We start from the raw sequence: 14,991 nt of genomic DNA, 5'->3' as shown, positions 1-14,991 counted from the left end.
TTTTGAAGCGTTATTGAATTTATTATCTTAGATGCGCGGCAAGCGCTCGGCGATCAGCGCTGCCAGCCGGCGCGCGACTTCAGCCTTGGAGGCGGACTCGATGGCATGCACCGAGCCGTCCTTGCCGAATACCTGCAGGCTGTTGTGTTCCTGGTCGAAAGCCTTGCCCTCGCCGACCCAGTTCGCCGCGATCAGATCGAGCCCCTTGCGCGCGAGCTTGCCGCGCGCGTGCTCCTCGAGCTTCTCGGTCTCGGCCGCGAAGCCGACCAGGAACAGCTGCGGAAACGCGGCGCGAACGCGAGCCAGCACGTCTTCGGTGCGGGCGAGCGCCAGGCTCAGCTCGGCATCGTTCTTCTTGATCTTCTGCCCGGCAATTTGCGCGGCCTTGTAGTCGGCCACCGCAGCGGCGGCGACGAACACATCGGCCTGCGCCGCGGCGGCGAGCGAGGCGTCGAGCATCTGCTGCGCGGTTTCGATGTCGATGCGCTGCACGCCGGCCGGCGCCGCCAGACTCGTCGGCCCGGAGATCAGCGTCACGCTCGCGCCAAGGTCGCGCAAAGCGGCGGCGACCGCATAGCCCTGCTTGCCCGAGCTGCGATTGGTCAAAAAGCGCACCGGATCGAGCGGCTCGCGCGTCGGCCCGGCGGTGACCACCGCGCGCACGCCGGACAGCGGGCCGGACGACAGCAAGCGGGCGACGTCGGCACGCAGGTCGAGCGGCTCGCGCATGCGGCCTTCGCCGGTCTCGCCGCAAGCCTGGAAGCCCGCGCCCGGCCCGAGAATCGCGATGCCGCGACGCTGCAGCGTCAGCACGTTGTCCTGCGTCGCCGCATTGGCCCACATGAGCCGGTTCATCGCCGGGGCGACCGCGATCGGCCTGTCGGTGGCCAGGCACAGGGTCGACAGCAGATCGTCGGCCGCACCGACCGCGAGCTTGGAGATGAAATTGGCGCTCGCGGGCGCGACCAGGATCAGGTCCGGCCAGCGCGCGAGCTCGATGTGCCCCATCGCCGCCTCGGCCGTTTCGTCCCAGAGCGAGCTGCGCACCGCCTTGCCCGACAGCGCCTGGAAAGTCGCCGCCCCGACGAAGTGCTGCGCGGAAACAGTCATCACCACCTGCACCTCGGCGCCGACTTCCATGAGCCGGCGCGTCAGGTCGGCCGCCTTGTAGGCGGCGATGCCGCCGGTCACGCCGAGCAGGATGCGGCGACCGTGCAAAGCCGGAGCGAGGTTCTGTGACATGGGGCGGATTCTACTGTTACGCGCGCCGATAAATTCGGCGCTCCGCTTCCGACAGAGCCCAACACCATGAGCATTCGCGACTGGCCCGCCAGCGACCGCCCGCGCGAAAAGCTGCTGATGCGCGGCGCCGCCATCCTCACCGACGCCGAATTGCTCGCCATCTTCCTGCGCACCGGTCTGCCCGGGCGCAGCGCGGTCGATCTGGCGCGCGAACTGCTGACCCGCTTCGGCAGCCTCCGGGCACTGCTCGCGGCCTCGCAGCGCGAGTTCTGCTCGGCGCACGGGCTCGGCCAGGCCAAGTACGCGCAATTGCAGGCAGTGCTCGAAATGGGCCGCCGCCATCTCGACGAAGACCTGCGCGAGCGCGATTCGCTGAGCGATCCATCCGCCGTGCGCCGCTACCTGCAGGCCCGGCTGCGCGGGCTCGATCACGAAGTCTTCGCAGCGCTGTTCCTCGACAGCCAGCACCGTCTGATCGCCTACGAGGCGATCACGCACGGCACCATCGACGGCGCCTCGATCTATCCGCGCGAAGTCGTCAAGGCGGCGCTGCGGCTGGGGGCCGCGGCGATCATCTTCGCCCACAACCATCCGAGCGGAATCGCCGAGCCGTCCGCCGCGGATCGCATCCTGACCGACCGCCTGCGCGAGGCGCTGCGCCTCGTCGACGTTCGCGTGCTCGATCATTTCGTCGTCGGCGAAGGCAGACCCGTATCGTTCGCCGAACGCGGCTGGCTCTGAGGAGACGGGAGACGGGAGACGGGAGACGGGAGACGGGAGACGGGAGACACAAAATGAAAAGCCCTGCCGAGGCCGCACGCCAGTGAAGTCGCAACGATCCTGCTTCTACATCTCTCGTCTCCCGTTCCCCGTCTCCCGGCCTGCTCGAAAGTGGTTGCCGAGGACAAGCTTCGCTGGTATCTTGCGCGCCCTTTCGGGCTTCTTGGGCCCGGAATCGTCCTTTACCAGATTCATCCCAGGGGTTGCGTCATGTCCAAAGTCTGTCAGGTCACCGGCAAGAAGCCGCTGGTCGGCAACACGGTTTCCCACGCTAACAACAAGCGTCGTCGCCGTTTCGAGCCGAATCTGCACACTCACCGCTTCTGGGTCGAGGCCGAAAAGCAGTTCGTCTCGCTGCGCGTGTCCAACCACGGCCTGCGCATCATCGACAAGAAGGGCATCGATGTGGTGCTCGCCGAAATCCGCAAGTCCGGCGTGAAGGTCTAAGGCCATGGCAAAGAAAAAAGAACGCGAAAAGATCAAGCTGGTGTCGACCGCCGACACGGGCTTCTTCTACACCACCACGAAGAACAAGAAGAACACGCCGGACAAGTTCGAGTTCAAGAAGTACGACCCGATCGTCCGCAAGCACGTGGTCTTCAAGGAAGCCAAGATCAAGTGAGCGAAACCGCCGCTCCGTAGCACGGAGCGAATGTTTTGTTCGATGCGAGGCGCCACCTTTTGCGGTGGCGTTTTCGCTTCTGGTGACTTGAAGCCCGCCTCGCGCGGGCTTCGTCATTTGTCGTTTCGCCTCGCTGCGTAGGATCACGCCCATGATCGAGCCAGCCGACACCAGCGCACAGCGGCCGCACTACCGGCATCTGGAGCAGGCGCGTGCGCAGGTGATCGAGCTGCTGTCGCGGCAGGCGGTCGAGCGCGAACTGCTGCAGCGACAGGGCACGGATACCACGCGACGCCAGGACGTGGTCTCGCAGCTCGTAGAGCGCCAGCATCAGGCCGCGCTCGAAGCCCGGCTTGCGAGTTTCCATCCGGCCGACATCGCCTTCGTGCTCGAGTCCCTGGAGCCCGATGCGCGCGATCTCGCGTGGTCGCTGGTGCGCGCGGACCGTCGCGGTGCGGTGCTGCTCGAAACCTCGGACAACGTGCGCCGGGCGCTGGTCGCCAACATGGCGCCCGAGGACATCGCAGCCGTCGTCGCCCCGCTTGATTCCGACGACATCGCCGATCTCGTCAGCAGCCTGCCTGAGGAGGTCGGCCAACAGGTCGTCGCCCGGCTCGACAATGCCGACCAGGCCGAAGTGCGCTCGATGCTGTCCTTCCCGGAAGGATCGGTCGGCGCGCTGATGGACATGGAGTTCATCTCGGTTCGCGAGGACGCCTCGCTCGAAGCCGTGCAGCGCCTGCTGCGCCGGCTCAAAACGCTGCCGCCGCACACGAGCGAAATCTTCGTCGTCGATCGCAGCAACCGCCTGCAGGGACTGCTGTCGCTGTCGCGCCTGGTGCTCGGCGATCCCGAGACGCCGGTCTCGGCCGAGATGACGCGTGACGTGGTGTTCTTCTTCACCGACGATCGCATGCGCGACGCGGTCGACGCCTTCGAGCGCTACGACCTCGTCTCGGCGCCGGTCGTGAACCTGCATGACCAGGTCGTGGGCCGGCTCACGGTCGACGACGTCGTCGACGAAATGCGCGAGCGCGCGAACAGCGAAGGCCTGCGCCAGGTCGGTCTGTCCGATGAGCAGGATCTGTTCGCGCCGGTGCTCAAGAGCGCCCGCGCGCGCTGGCCCTGGCTCGGCATCAATCTGGTCACCGCGTTCATGGCCTCGCGCGTGATCGGCGCGTTCGAGCCGATCATCGAAGTGCTGGTCGCGCTCGCCGCGCTGATGCCGATCGTCGCGAGCATCGGCGGCAACTCGGGCAACCAGAGCGCGGCGCTGGTGATTCGCGGGCTGGCACTGAACCAGCTCGGCTCGCATCAGCTCTGGCGCATGCTCGAAAAGGAACTGCGCATCGCCGCGTTCAACGGGCTGTTGTGCGGCTTGATCCTCGGCATCGCGACGATCGTGCTGTATCACGACCTCGCGCTGGCTGCGGTCATCACCGTGGCGCTCGTGCTGAACCTGCTGACCGCGAGCCTGATCGGCGTCTGCGCGCCCGTGTTGCTGCATCGCTTCGGCCGCGATCCGGTCATGGGCTCGAGCATCATCCTGACCGCGACCACCGACAGCATGGGCTTCTTTTATTTTCTGGGACTGGCCGCGCTGTTCCTGGTCTGAGCAAATCACCCGATCTTCTAGCGCTCGGCGCGACAAATTCACCTTCGCCGCGCACAATTCGCCGCCAGCCCCGCGAGGCCGCTCCCGCCGCGTCCGCGATTGCGGCTGTCACAGACGATCCCGTACAGTGCGCCCCCTTTTTTCGAGCCCCCGACCGTGAGCCTGGAAATTTCGCGACCCGCCCGCGACATGATCGCCGCGGGCCAGCTGTTCCATCAGCGTGGCTGGGTGCCGGCGACCGGCGGAAACTTTTCGGCCCGCCTGTCGTCAGACCGCATGCTGATCACGGCGTCCGGCTGGCATAAGGGCGAGCTCGACGACAGTGCGTTCCTGGTCGCCGATCTCGACGGCGCTCCGGAAGACCGCAGCCGCAAGGCTTCGTACGAAACCCTGCTGCATTGCCAGGTCTATCGCTTCGACGAGAGCGTGGGCTCGGTGCTGCACACGCATTCGGTCGCCAACACGCTGCTGTCGCGACGTTACGAGTCGATCCGCCTGGCCGGCTACGAGCTGCTCAAGCTGCTGCCGGGCATCGCCACACACGACGCGGCGGTGGAAATACCGGTTTTCGAGAACGATCAGGACATTCAGCGACTGGCATCGCGCGTGAATGACCATATGAAGAAGGTAGCCATGCCAGCGTATCTGATCGCCGGGCACGGTTTGTACGCTTGGGGTAGCACGGTGGCGCAAGCACGTCACCGCGTGGAAGCCCTCGAGTTCATGTTCGAGTGCGAGTTGAGGGAATTGGAGAACAAACGATGAGCGAGCTGCGCATTTATTCCGACGGCGATGCCGACAAGGCCCTGTCCGTACACCAAAGCTTCGAAGACATTCGCGACCAGCTCGCGAAGATCGACGTCTCGTTCGAGCGCTGGGAAGCCTCGGCCGAACTCGACCGCGAAGCGACCCAGGACGAGATCATCGCCGCGTATCGCGAACCGATCGACCGTCTCATGAAGGCCTACGGCTTCAAGAGCGTCGACGTGATCAGCCTGTATTCCGATCACCCGCAGCGCGCCGCGATGCGCGACAAGTTCCTGCACGAGCACACCCACGACGATTTCGAAGTGCGCTTCTTCGTCGAGGGCGAGGGCCTGTTCAACCTGCGCGCGGGCGGCAAGGTCTACGCGATCCGTTGCAAGCAGGGCGACCTGCTCAACGTGCCGGCCGGCATCACGCACTGGTTCGACCTCGGCGCCGAGCCGCAGCTCAAGGCGATCCGCCTGTTCACCACGCCCGAGGGCTGGGTGGCGACCTTCACGGGCGACAAGATCGCTGATCGCTTCCCGCGCTTGGAAGCGCCGCACTATCCGGATCTTGCGAAGACGCTGGCGGCCTGATGGGCATCGAAGCAACCGTGACGGACATCGAGGGGCGAGCCGGAAAAAAGGCAGCGTCCAGCGGAGGTTGTCTGCGGCGGGCGCCCGGCCATGGAGGGCCGGGCCGGAACATTGCGCCACGGATGGCTCCGGAGTCAGCATGCTGAAGGCCATCGTGACCGACATCGAGGGAACAACTTCCTCGATCGAGTTCGTCCACAAAACCCTGTTCCCCTATGCCAAAGCGCACCTGCGGCGCTTTCTGCGCGAGCATGCGGGAGACGCGCAGATTCAGTCGCTCATCGACGATGTCGAAGCCGTGGTCGGCTGGGATCTGTCGATCGACGAGGCGGCCGACACGCTCGAGCAGTGGATCGCCGAAGACCGCAAGGCGACGCCGCTGAAGACCCTGCAAGGCCTGATCTGGAAAACCGGCTACGAGGCCGGTGAATTGAAAGGTCACGTCTACCCCGACACGCCCGAGTTCCTGCGCCGCTGGCATGCGCAGGGGCTCGCGCTGTACGTCTATTCGTCGGGCTCGGTGGAGGCGCAGAAGCTCATCTTCGGCCACACCGAATACGGCGATCTGACGCCGCTGTTCTCGGGTTATTTCGATACCCGCGTCGGCGGCAAGCGCGAAGCGGCGTCGTATAAAAAAATCCTCAAGCAGATCGGGCTTGCGGGCGGCGAAGTGCTGTTTCTGTCGGATGTCGGCGAAGAGCTCGACGCCGCTCGCGAAGCCGGCCTGCAAACCGTCCAGCTGCTGCGCGACGACAACGCCAAGCCGTTCGAGGCGCATCCGCAGGCGCGCGATTTTTCGCAGGTTCCGCTGGGCTGAGGCCTGCTTGCGCCTCAGCCGCGTGGCCGAGGCTTCCAGCACCAATGCCAGGGCTCGTAGAGATAGCCCTGTGCATTGTTCCGCGGATAACTCATCACGAAGCCGAAGCGCTGCGCGTGGACCATGAGCCAGGCGAACGCGGGCGTGTCCTCGAAAGCCTCGTCGAGTGCTCCAACGTCCGCGCTGCCGATATCGACCGCCAGTCCGGTGTGATGCTCGCTGTGGCCCGGCGGCGCATTCACCCGCAGGATGTCCTCGATCGTCATCCCGCGAGCGAGCTTGGCTCGGATCAGGTGCATCTGATAATCGACGCTGCGAAACGCGGAGATCAGCAGCAACTCGATGCCCTCGCCCGCCGCGGCCTCGCACATCAAATGCCAAGCTCGCGCCGCGCGCGGATGCAGCAGTTTGTCGCGGCCGTCGGTGCCGAGTCCGACCGGCGTCAGCGTGCGCGCCTGCGCGTAGCGCTTGAGCCCGCGTCGGCGCAGCTCGGCCGGTGTCACGCCGAGTTCGCGCAGCAATTCGGCGACGCTTGCGCTCACCGCCCGCTCAAGCGCGAATGCTCGCGAGCACCGCGTCCCAGTCGGCCGACGGATCGCCGATCACCGCGAACAGCGGATTGATCAACGAGGCCTTCTCGTTGTAACCGAGGCGCGTGCGCGCGGGCAGCCGCAGGACCTGTGCTCCGGCCTGCTCGGCGACGCACTGGCCGGCGCCCGAATCCCATTCCGAAATCGGACCGGTGCGCGGATACAGATCGGCGAGTCCTTCGGCGATCAGGCAGAACTTGAGCGAAGACCCGCGGCTCACGGCCTCGTGCTTCGGCGCGCGCGAGAGGAATTCGGCGAGCGCCGGGTTCTGGTGCGACTGGCTGATGACGAAGACCGGCAGCTCGGGCTTGCGGCGCGTCTTCAACGCTCGACGCTCGCCGTTCTCGATGCGCCAGCAACCCACGCCCTCTGCTGCGATCCAGCTGATGCCGAGTGCCGGCGCATGCACGACGCCCAGCTGCGGATAGCCGTCGACGATCAGCGCGATGTTGACGGTGAAATCCGGATTGCGGCGGATGAACTCGCGCGTGCCGTCGAGCGGATCGACGAGCCAGTAACGCGTCCAGGTGCTGCGCGTGGAATACGCAATGTCCGCGTCTTCTTCCGACAGCAGCGGAATCTCGGGCGCGAGCCTGGCGAGCTCGTCGGCGATGTACCGATGCGCCGCGAGATCGGCCTGCGTGAGCGGCGAATCGTCGCCCTTGTGGGTGACGGTGAAATCGCCCGAGCGATAGATGGCCATGATGCGCTCGCCGGCTTGCGTGGCGATGCACAGCGCGGATTCGAGCAGGTCGGTGTAGGGCATGGGCTTATGATAGGCCCATGAAGAAAGCGCAACCCGACTGGAGCCGGATCGACCACGTGCTGCTCGACATGGACGGCACGATTCTCGACCTGGCCTTCGACAACTATTTCTGGATGGACCTGGTGCCGCAGCGTTACGCACAGGCGCGCGGGCTCACACTCGAAAAAGCACACGAGGAGCTGCTGCCGAAGTTCCGCGCGATCGAGCACACGCTGCCCTGGTACAGCACCGATTACTGGAGCGAGGTCACCGGACTCGATCTCAAGCAGCTCAAGCACGAGATTCGCGAGCGCGTCGCCTTCATCGGCAACAGCCTGGCGTTCCTCGAAGCGGTGAAAACCTCGGGCCGGCAGCTCTGGCTGGTCACCAACGCGCATCCGGACGCCTGGCAGATCAAGCTCGATCAAGTGGGATTACGCCCGATGTTCGACGTGATCGCCTCATCGCATCAGTTCGGCGCGCCGAAGGAACACCCCGCGTTCTGGGATGCGCTGCAGGCCCGGCACGCGTTCCCGCGCGAGAGCTCGCTGTTCGCCGACGACAGCCTGCCGGTGCTGCGCGCGGCCAGGGCCTACGGCGTCGGCCAGATCGTCGCGATGCGGCGGCCCGATTCGACGCGCCCGCCGCGTGAGCTCAGCGAGGCCGAGGCCACCGAGTTCGCCTGGAGCGACGGACTCGGCGATCTGCTGCCGCTTTAACTGGCTGATCGACTCGCCGTATTAAAGCGCGTTGTTGCGCCGTTCTTCACGGCGCAGCAATTCGAGCATCGCCTGGAAATCTTCCGGCGGCTCGGCCGTGAAATGCATGAGTTCGCCGGTGATCGGATGCTCCAGCTGCAACTCGCGCGCATGCAGGGCCTGGCGCGGAAACGCGAGCAGCGCGGCGCGCAGCTTCTCGCTCATGCCGACTCCGCGCGCGACGCGTCCGCCGTAGAGTGCATCGCCGACGATCGGCCACTTCAGATGCGCCAGGTGCACGCGAATCTGATGCGTGCGCCCGGTTTCGAGCTTCACGCGCAGCAGGGTGTGATGCTTGAAGCGCTCCTGCACGCGGTAATGCGTCACCGCGCGGCGGCCGGCCGTGGTCACCGCCATCTTCAGGCGATCGCGCGGATGCCGACCGATATGGGCGTCGATGGTGCTGCCGGCGACGATCGCGCCGGTCACCAGCGCGTCGTATTCGCGGCCGATGTCGCGATCGGCAAGCGCTTCGACGAGCCGCGTGTGCGCGACCGGCGTCAGCGCCACCACGAGCAGGCCCGAAGTGTCCTTGTCGAGCCGGTGCACGATGCCGGCGCGCGGCACGTTGATGGTCTGCGGGAAGTGATGCAGCAGCGCGTTCTGCAGGGTACTGGCGCGCTGGCCGGCGCCCGGATGCACGGTCAGCCCGGCCGGCTTGCGGATGATCGCGATCGCATCGTCGGCGTAGGCCACGTCGATCGGCAAGTCCTGCGGCGTCACGTCCCAGTTGGCTTCGGGCGCATCGGCGAGCAGTTCAAGCCTGTCGCCGGTGCGGGCGAGGTCGCGCAGGCGTTTCACCGGCGCGCCGTTGACGAGCAGGCTGCCTTCCTCCATCCACTGCTGGATGCGCGAGCGCGAGTGACCCTCGAACAGCCGGGCGGCCGCCGCATCGAGACGCAGGCCGTCGAGCTCGGGCGTCACCTCGGCGGTCGGACGCCCGCTCTCCTGCGGAACTGAACCGGCGCTGTCGAGGTCATCTAAGTCGTCCGGTGCCTCAGTGTTCATGGGCTATACTCCGCAAAGCTGTCTCCAAGACCGCCTAGCGGCCGTTCACTCGTCTGTGTTCGCAGCACGATTGCTGCTCTCCTCGCCATCCCGAGAATGAAGAACTACCAGCGTTCCCTGGCGGCGGCCCTCGTGGTCGCTCTCGCATTGGGCGTCACCGCCTGCAGCAACGAGAAGAAGAAGGGACCGGCCTTCGACACGAGCGAGAAGAGCGAGGCTCAACTCAAGGCCGAAGCAGCCGCATTGTACAGACTGGCCCGCAAGGACCTGGATTCGAGCCAGTGGCAGTCCGCCATCGCGTACTACGAGGACTTGTCCAAGCGCTACCCGTTCACCGAGATCGCCACCCAGGGCGAGATCGAGCGCATCTATGCGCTGTACCGCAATTCCGACAGCGACCGCGCGCTGTCGGCAGCCGATAAGTTCATGCGCGAGCATCCGCGCAATGGCCACATCGACTACGTGCTGTACTTGAAGGGCCTGACCGAGTTCTATCGCGATCCTTCGTTCAGCAGCATGCTCGGCGTACAGAGCTACCTGGGCGACGTCTCGGCCGATAGCCGCGCCTTCGACAACTTCTCGATGCTGATCCAGCGCTTCCCGGACAGCCGATACCGCAGCGATGCGCGCGAGCGCATGGTGTACCTGCGCAACAAGATCGCGCTGCACGAAGTCGGCGTGGTGCGCTTCTACGTCAAGCGCGGGGCCTACATCGCCGCGGCCAAGCGCGCCGAGCAGGTGATCGCGCAGTATCCGGGCGCTCCGGCCACTTTCGAGGCACTCGAATTGATGGAATCGGCCTATCGCCGTGCCGGCCTCAACGAGCAGGCCGACGATGCTGCCCGCCTGCTCGCCGGCCAGCCCAACCCGGGCGCTGCGGTGCTCGATCTCGGCGGCACCGAGAAAGCACCCTGGTGGAAGCGCCTGCTCGGCGGCAGCGACAACGCCGACGTGCCCGATTCGACCGCGGTACCGCCCCCGGAAGGAACCACGCCGGCCGCCGCCGACCCCGCTGCTCCGCAGCCCTGAGCCAGGGCCAGCGTCGGCGACGGCTCGGCGACGGTTCAGCGCACCGGGGCAGTCTGTAGAATCGCAAAGCTTCGACGAGCGATCTCATGGCTGACGACCCTGCACCCACCGAGTTCCTGTCCCTGTACCGGCGCGGTTTCGCCCGCGTAGCGGCCTGCACGTTCGAAGTCGCGCTGGCCGATCCGCAGGCCAACGCCGAATCCATCGCGCGCCTGGCCGCAAGGGCCGGCGAACAGGGCGCGGCGCTGCTGGTGTTTCCCGAACTCGCGCTGTCGGCCTATTCGATCGACGATCTGCTGCTGCAGGACGCGCTGCTCGATGCGGTCGAAACGCAGGTCGAGCGCCTCGTCGCCTATTCGGCCGACTGGTTGCCGCTGCTGCTCGTCGGCGCCCCCGTGCGCCATCGCGGCCGGCTCTACAACGCCGCGCTCGCGATCCATCGCGGCAAGCTGCTCGGCGTGGTGCCGAAGATGCACCTGCCGAACTACCGCGAGTTCTACGAGCGCCGGCATTTCGCGAGCGGGCACGATTGCGAGACGCAGGAAATCCGCATCGGCCGCCTGCAGGCCCCGTTCGGCAGCGACCTGCTGTTCACCGCGAGCGATCTGAACGGCCTCGTCATCCACGCCGAAATCTGCGAAGACCTGTGGGTGCCGATCCCGCCGAGCGCGACCGCCGCGCTGGCCGGCGCGACCGTGCTCGCGAACCTGTCGGCCAGCAACATCACCATCGGCAAGGCCGACACGCGCAGCCTGCTGTGCCAGTCGCAGTCGGCGCGCTGCCTCGCCGCCTACGTCTACGCGGCCGCGGGCTCGGGCGAGTCGACCACCGACCTGGCCTGGGACGGCCAGGCCGAAATCTTCGAGTGCGGCACCCGGCTCGAAACCACCGACCGCTTCCCGCGCGGCGACCGCATGGCGATCGCCGATCTCGACCTCGACCTGATCCGCCAGGAACGCCTGCGCATCGGCACCTTCGACGACAACGCGCGCCTGCAGCCGCGCAGCGCGAGCTTCCGCCGCATCGAATTCGAGCTCGCGCCGCCGATCCGCGACCTGGGCCTGCTGCGCAGCGTCGACCGCTATCCGTTTGTGCCGAACGACGAGCAGCGGCTCAATCAGGATTGCTACGAGGCCTACAACATCCAGGTCAGCGGCCTGGCCCAGCGCATGCGCGCCACCGGCAGCCGCGTCGCGGTGATCGGCGTTTCGGGCGGGCTCGATTCGACGCAGGCGCTGCTGGTGACGGCGCAGGCCTTCGACCTGCTCGGCCTGCCGCGTTCGGACATCCGCGCCTATACGATGCCGGGCTTCGGCACCGGCGACGACACCAAGCGCAACGCCATCGCGCTCATGCAGGCGCTCGGCGTGAGTTATGGCGAGCTCGACATCAAGCCGGCGGCGCAGCAGATGCTCGCCGATCTCGATCATCCGTACGCCAGGGGCGAGCGCGGCGCCGCGGTCTACGACGTGACTTTCGAGAACGTGCAGGCCGGCCTGCGCACCGACTATCTGTTCCGGCTCGCCAACCGGCACAGCGGCTTCGTCGTCGGCACCGGCGATCTGTCCGAGCTCGCGCTCGGCTGGTGCACCTATGGCGTCGGCGACCAGATGTCGCACTACAACGTCAACGCGGGCGTGCCGAAGACGCTGCTGCAGCACCTGATCCGCTGGGTCATCGCGAGCGGGCAGTTCAGCAGCGAGGTGGGCCCGACCTTGCAGCGCATCCTTGACACCGAGATTTCACCCGAGCTGATTCCGGCCGACGCCGGCGGGGCGATGCAGAGCACCGAGCAGAAGATCGGCCCGTACGCGCTGCAGGACTTCAACCTGTTCTACACGCTGCGCTACGGCTTCAAGCCGAGCAAGATCGCGTTCCTGGCGCTGCACGCCTGGGGCGATGCGCAGCGCGGCCACTGGCCCGCCCACCTGCCCGAGGCGAAGCAACTCGCCTACGAGCTGCCGGTGATCCGCCGCTGGCTCGAGGTGTTCGTGCGGCGCTTCTTCGGCTTCAGCCAGTTCAAGCGCTCGGCGATGCCGAACGGCCCGAAAGTCGTCGCCGGCGGCTCGCTGTCCCCGCGCGGGGATTGGCGCGCGCCGTCGGACGGCAATGCGCAGGTCTGGCTGCGCGAGCTCGACGACAAAGTGCCGAAATAGCGGCGTGCCGAAATGGCGGCCAAGGCCCAGGCCGCGCCAAGCAAAAGGCCCGCTTGCGCGGGCCTTTCGAACCACTCCAGAAGCTTGGAAGCTTACTTCTTGAGTAGCGACAGCATGGCCGCGCCGAGATCGGCCGGCGAACGCACCGTCTTCACGCCGGCCGCTTCGAGCGCCGCGAACTTCTCGTCCGCCGTGCCCTTGCCGCCCGCGATGATCGCGCCGGCATGGCCCATGCGCTTGCCCGGAGGCGCCGTCACGCCCGCGATGTAGGCCACCACCGGCTTCTTGACGTTGGCCTTGATGTACTCGGCCGCTTCTTCTTCGCTGCTGCCGCCGATTTCGCCGACCATGATGATGCCTTCGGTCTGCGGATCCTTCTCGAACAGGCTGATCACGTCGATGAAGCCCAGGCCGCGAACCGGGTCGCCGCCGATGCCGACGCAGGTCGACTGACCCAGGCCGTTCTGCGTGGTCTGGTGCACGGTTTCGTACGTCAGCGTGCCCGAACGCGACACCACGCCGATCTTGCCCGGCTTGTGGATGTGGCCCGGCATGATGCCGATCTTGCATTCGCCCGGCGTGATCACACCCGGGCAGTTCGGTCCGATCAGCACGCTGTTCGGATACTGCGCGCGCAGCGTGGCCTTGACCTTGATCATGTCGGTCACCGGAATGCCTTCGGTGATGCAGATGATGACCTTGATGCCCGCGTCGGCCGCTTCGAGGATCGCGTCGGCCGCGCCCGGCGCCGGAACGTAGATCATCGTCGCATCCGCCCCGGTGTCCTTGACCGCGTCATGCGCGGTGTTGAACACCGGCAGGTTCAGGTGCTTGCCGCCGCCCTTGCCCGGCGACACGCCGCCGACCATCTTGGTGCCGTAGGCGATCGCCTGTTCCGAATGGAAGGTGCCCTGCTTGCCCGTGAAGCCCTGGCAGATGACCTTGGTGTCTTTGTTGATCAGGATCGACATTGCTTACTTCCCCTGCGCCAGACGAACGACCGTCTGCGCCGCTTCGGTGAGATCGGAGACCGGCGTGACCGCCAGGCCGGATTCGCGTAACAACGCTTGTCCTTTCTCCATATTGGTTCCCTGCAGACGGGCAACCACAGGGATCTTCAGGCCGACCTGCTTGACCGCGGCGATGATGCCTTCGGCAATCAGGTCACAGCGCACGATGCCGCCGAAGATGTTGATGAAGATCGCCTTCACTTCCGGCGAGCTCGTGATGAGCTTGAACGCTTCGGTGACCTTCTCGGCCGTGGTGCCGCCACCGACGTCGAGGAAGTTCGCCGGCTGGCCGCCGTGCAGCTTGACGATGTCCATCGTCGCCATCGCCAGGCCCGCGCCGTTGACCATGCAGCCGATGTTGCCTTCGAGCGTGACGTAGTTGAGGTCGTACTTGCTGGCCAGGCGCTCGCGCTCGTCTTCCTGCGAGGGATCGCGCTGGCTGGCGATTTCCTTCTGGCGGAACAGCGCGTTGTCGTCGAAGTTGAGCTTGCCGTCGAGCGCGAAGATGTTGCCTTCCTTGGTCACGATCAGCGGATTGATCTCGACGAGGCTGGCGTCGCGCTCGGTGAAGATGTGGTAAAGGCCCGTCAGCACCTTGGTGAACTGCTCGACCTGCTCTTTGTTCAGGCCCAGGAAGAAGCCGAGTTCGCGCGCCTGGTAGGGCTGCAGGCCGGCGGTCGGGGACACGAACACATGCTTGATGCGTTCCGGCGTGTTGTGCGCCACTTCCTCGATGTCCATGCCGCCGTCCGGCGAGGCCATGAACACGATCTTTTCCTGCGTGCGGTCGACCAGGGCCGACAGGTACAGCTCGCGCGCGATGTTCGACGGCTTCTCGACGTACACCGAGTTCACCGGAAGGCCCTTGGCGTCGGTCTGGATCGTCACCAGGTTCTTGCCGAGCAGGTTCTTGGCCACTTCTTCGGCCGCTTCGGGGCTGTCGACCAGCTTCACGCCACCGGCCTTGCCGCGCGCACCGGCGTGGACCTGGGCCTTCACCACCACCTTTTCGGTGCCCAGCTGTTTGGCCGCGGCGCGGGCCGCTTCGGGGCTCTCGGCCAGAATGCCCTCGGGCACCGGGATGCCATAGCGCGCGAACAACGCCTTGGCCTGATATTCGTGCAGGTTCATTATCGTCTCTCTTCGGCGGATTAAGCCTGTCGATTTTCTACTAAATAGTAGGTACGCGATAGTAGGCCCTTGCAAAACGCCTGTCGGCCAATGCCGCCACCGATCCCGGCCGCGGGCTAGACTCGCCGCTCCTGCGATCTGGATC

The 14,991-nt window shown here is 66.0% G+C and carries 16 protein-coding genes; 10 read left to right on the top strand and 6 right to left on the bottom strand.

The annotated features are described in order from the left end of the window. Positions 1-27: 27 nt before the first annotated feature. Positions 28-1,242, bottom strand: a complete 1,215-nt coding sequence (coaBC, locus tag WQQ_RS11695) for a bifunctional phosphopantothenoylcysteine decarboxylase/phosphopantothenate--cysteine ligase CoaBC (RefSeq protein WP_007185388.1) — start codon at positions 1,240-1,242, stop codon at positions 28-30. Positions 1,243-1,308: 66 nt separating this feature from the next. Between coaBC and radC the strand changes: the two genes are divergently transcribed. From radC to mtnC, 7 genes are all read left to right on the top strand, one after another. Next, on the top strand, positions 1,309-1,983 hold the full coding sequence (radC, locus tag WQQ_RS11690; protein ID WP_007185387.1) for a RadC family protein: 675 nt from the start codon (positions 1,309-1,311) through the stop codon (positions 1,981-1,983). Positions 1,984-2,232: 249 nt separating this feature from the next. Further along, complete coding sequence (gene rpmB / locus WQQ_RS11685; protein ID WP_007185386.1) at positions 2,233-2,469, top strand: 50S ribosomal protein L28; 237 nt, start codon at positions 2,233-2,235, stop codon at positions 2,467-2,469. 4 nt (positions 2,470-2,473) lie between these two features. Next, positions 2,474-2,644: a 50S ribosomal protein L33 gene (rpmG, locus tag WQQ_RS11680; protein ID WP_007185385.1), complete on the top strand. Its 171-nt coding sequence runs from the start codon at positions 2,474-2,476 to the stop codon at positions 2,642-2,644. 151 nt (positions 2,645-2,795) lie between these two features. Next, complete coding sequence (gene mgtE, locus WQQ_RS11675; RefSeq protein ID WP_007185384.1) at positions 2,796-4,259, top strand: magnesium transporter; 1,464 nt, start codon at positions 2,796-2,798, stop codon at positions 4,257-4,259. 156 nt (positions 4,260-4,415) lie between these two features. After that, positions 4,416-5,024 (top strand): methylthioribulose 1-phosphate dehydratase, encoded by a 609-nt coding sequence (locus WQQ_RS11670; RefSeq protein WP_007185382.1) that lies wholly within the window; start codon positions 4,416-4,418, stop codon positions 5,022-5,024. Beyond that, positions 5,021-5,602 (top strand): 1,2-dihydroxy-3-keto-5-methylthiopentene dioxygenase, encoded by a 582-nt coding sequence (locus WQQ_RS11665; protein ID WP_007185381.1) that lies wholly within the window; start codon positions 5,021-5,023, stop codon positions 5,600-5,602. The genes WQQ_RS11670 and WQQ_RS11665 overlap by 4 nt, the downstream gene beginning before the upstream one ends. Before the next feature lie 139 nt (positions 5,603-5,741). Next, positions 5,742-6,419: an acireductone synthase gene (mtnC, locus tag WQQ_RS11660; protein ID WP_007185380.1), complete on the top strand. Its 678-nt coding sequence runs from the start codon at positions 5,742-5,744 to the stop codon at positions 6,417-6,419. 14 nt (positions 6,420-6,433) lie between these two features. Here the strand turns inward: mtnC and WQQ_RS11655 are convergent, their stop codons facing one another. Together WQQ_RS11655 and cysQ are read right to left on the bottom strand one after the other, a co-directional pair. After that, positions 6,434-6,961 (bottom strand): M15 family metallopeptidase, encoded by a 528-nt coding sequence (locus tag WQQ_RS11655; RefSeq protein ID WP_007185379.1) that lies wholly within the window; start codon positions 6,959-6,961, stop codon positions 6,434-6,436. A 7-nt stretch (positions 6,962-6,968) separates the two neighbouring features. After that, entirely contained in the window at positions 6,969-7,775 is an 807-nt protein-coding gene (gene cysQ / locus WQQ_RS11650) for a 3'(2'),5'-bisphosphate nucleotidase CysQ (protein ID WP_007185378.1), read from the bottom strand. Between the two features lie 17 nt (positions 7,776-7,792). On the opposite strand from cysQ, the gene yrfG reads away from it, so the two are divergent. Further along, entirely contained in the window at positions 7,793-8,473 is a 681-nt protein-coding gene (gene yrfG, locus WQQ_RS11645; RefSeq protein WP_007185377.1) for a GMP/IMP nucleotidase, read from the top strand. 21 nt (positions 8,474-8,494) lie between these two features. Here the strand turns inward: yrfG and rluD are convergent, their stop codons facing one another. Further along, positions 8,495-9,520, bottom strand: a complete 1,026-nt coding sequence (gene rluD, locus WQQ_RS11640; protein WP_007185376.1) for a 23S rRNA pseudouridine(1911/1915/1917) synthase RluD — start codon at positions 9,518-9,520, stop codon at positions 8,495-8,497. Positions 9,521-9,616: 96 nt separating this feature from the next. Here rluD and WQQ_RS11635 point away from each other — a divergent pair, with 96 nt between their 5' ends. Continuing rightward, positions 9,617-10,549, top strand: a complete 933-nt coding sequence (locus tag WQQ_RS11635) for an outer membrane protein assembly factor BamD (protein WP_007185375.1) — start codon at positions 9,617-9,619, stop codon at positions 10,547-10,549. Between the two features lie 86 nt (positions 10,550-10,635). Continuing rightward, positions 10,636-12,705 carry an NAD(+) synthase gene (locus WQQ_RS11630; RefSeq protein ID WP_007185374.1) on the top strand — a complete coding sequence of 690 codons (2,070 nt, stop codon included), beginning with the start codon at positions 10,636-10,638 and terminating at the stop codon, positions 12,703-12,705. 92 nt (positions 12,706-12,797) lie between these two features. On the opposite strand, the gene sucD is transcribed toward WQQ_RS11630, so the two are convergent. Together sucD and sucC are read right to left on the bottom strand one after the other, a co-directional pair. After that, entirely contained in the window at positions 12,798-13,676 is an 879-nt protein-coding gene (sucD, locus tag WQQ_RS11625; RefSeq protein ID WP_007185373.1) for a succinate--CoA ligase subunit alpha, read from the bottom strand. A gap of 3 nt (positions 13,677-13,679) precedes the next feature. After that, on the bottom strand, positions 13,680-14,846 hold the full coding sequence (gene sucC / locus WQQ_RS11620) for an ADP-forming succinate--CoA ligase subunit beta (protein WP_007185372.1): 1,167 nt from the start codon (positions 14,844-14,846) through the stop codon (positions 13,680-13,682). Positions 14,847-14,991 lie beyond the last annotated feature (145 nt).

Origin of the sequence: Hydrocarboniphaga effusa AP103 (assembly GCF_000271305.1) — a bacterium.
In the GTDB taxonomy this organism is placed as follows: Bacteria; Pseudomonadota; Gammaproteobacteria; order Nevskiales; family Nevskiaceae; genus Hydrocarboniphaga; species Hydrocarboniphaga effusa.
Note: the sequence above shows the minus strand (reverse complement) of the source record. Positions and strands in the feature narration are given on the sequence as shown.

Bases quoted from the DNA above. Each gene is read 5' to 3' on its own strand.
- yrfG (WP_007185377.1), top strand. From the start codon at position 7,793: ATGAAGAAAGCGCAACCCGACTGGAGCCGGATCGACCACGTGCTGCTC.
- WQQ_RS11630 (WP_007185374.1), top strand. From the start codon at position 10,636: ATGGCTGACGACCCTGCACCCACCGAGTTCCTGTCCCTGTACCGGCGC.
- rpmG (WP_007185385.1), top strand. From the start codon at position 2,474: ATGGCAAAGAAAAAAGAACGCGAAAAGATCAAGCTGGTGTCGACCGCC.
- sucD (WP_007185373.1), bottom strand. From the start codon at position 13,676: ATGTCGATCCTGATCAACAAAGACACCAAGGTCATCTGCCAGGGCTTC.
- coaBC (WP_007185388.1), bottom strand. From the start codon at position 1,242: ATGTCACAGAACCTCGCTCCGGCTTTGCACGGTCGCCGCATCCTGCTC.
- WQQ_RS11665 (WP_007185381.1), top strand. From the start codon at position 5,021: ATGAGCGAGCTGCGCATTTATTCCGACGGCGATGCCGACAAGGCCCTG.
- sucC (WP_007185372.1), bottom strand. From the start codon at position 14,846: ATGAACCTGCACGAATATCAGGCCAAGGCGTTGTTCGCGCGCTATGGC.
- radC (WP_007185387.1), top strand. From the start codon at position 1,309: ATGAGCATTCGCGACTGGCCCGCCAGCGACCGCCCGCGCGAAAAGCTG.
- WQQ_RS11635 (WP_007185375.1), top strand. From the start codon at position 9,617: ATGAAGAACTACCAGCGTTCCCTGGCGGCGGCCCTCGTGGTCGCTCTC.
- cysQ (WP_007185378.1), bottom strand. From the start codon at position 7,775: ATGCCCTACACCGACCTGCTCGAATCCGCGCTGTGCATCGCCACGCAA.
- rpmB (WP_007185386.1), top strand. From the start codon at position 2,233: ATGTCCAAAGTCTGTCAGGTCACCGGCAAGAAGCCGCTGGTCGGCAAC.
- mtnC (WP_007185380.1), top strand. From the start codon at position 5,742: ATGCTGAAGGCCATCGTGACCGACATCGAGGGAACAACTTCCTCGATC.
- rluD (WP_007185376.1), bottom strand. From the start codon at position 9,520: ATGAACACTGAGGCACCGGACGACTTAGATGACCTCGACAGCGCCGGT.
- mgtE (WP_007185384.1), top strand. From the start codon at position 2,796: ATGATCGAGCCAGCCGACACCAGCGCACAGCGGCCGCACTACCGGCAT.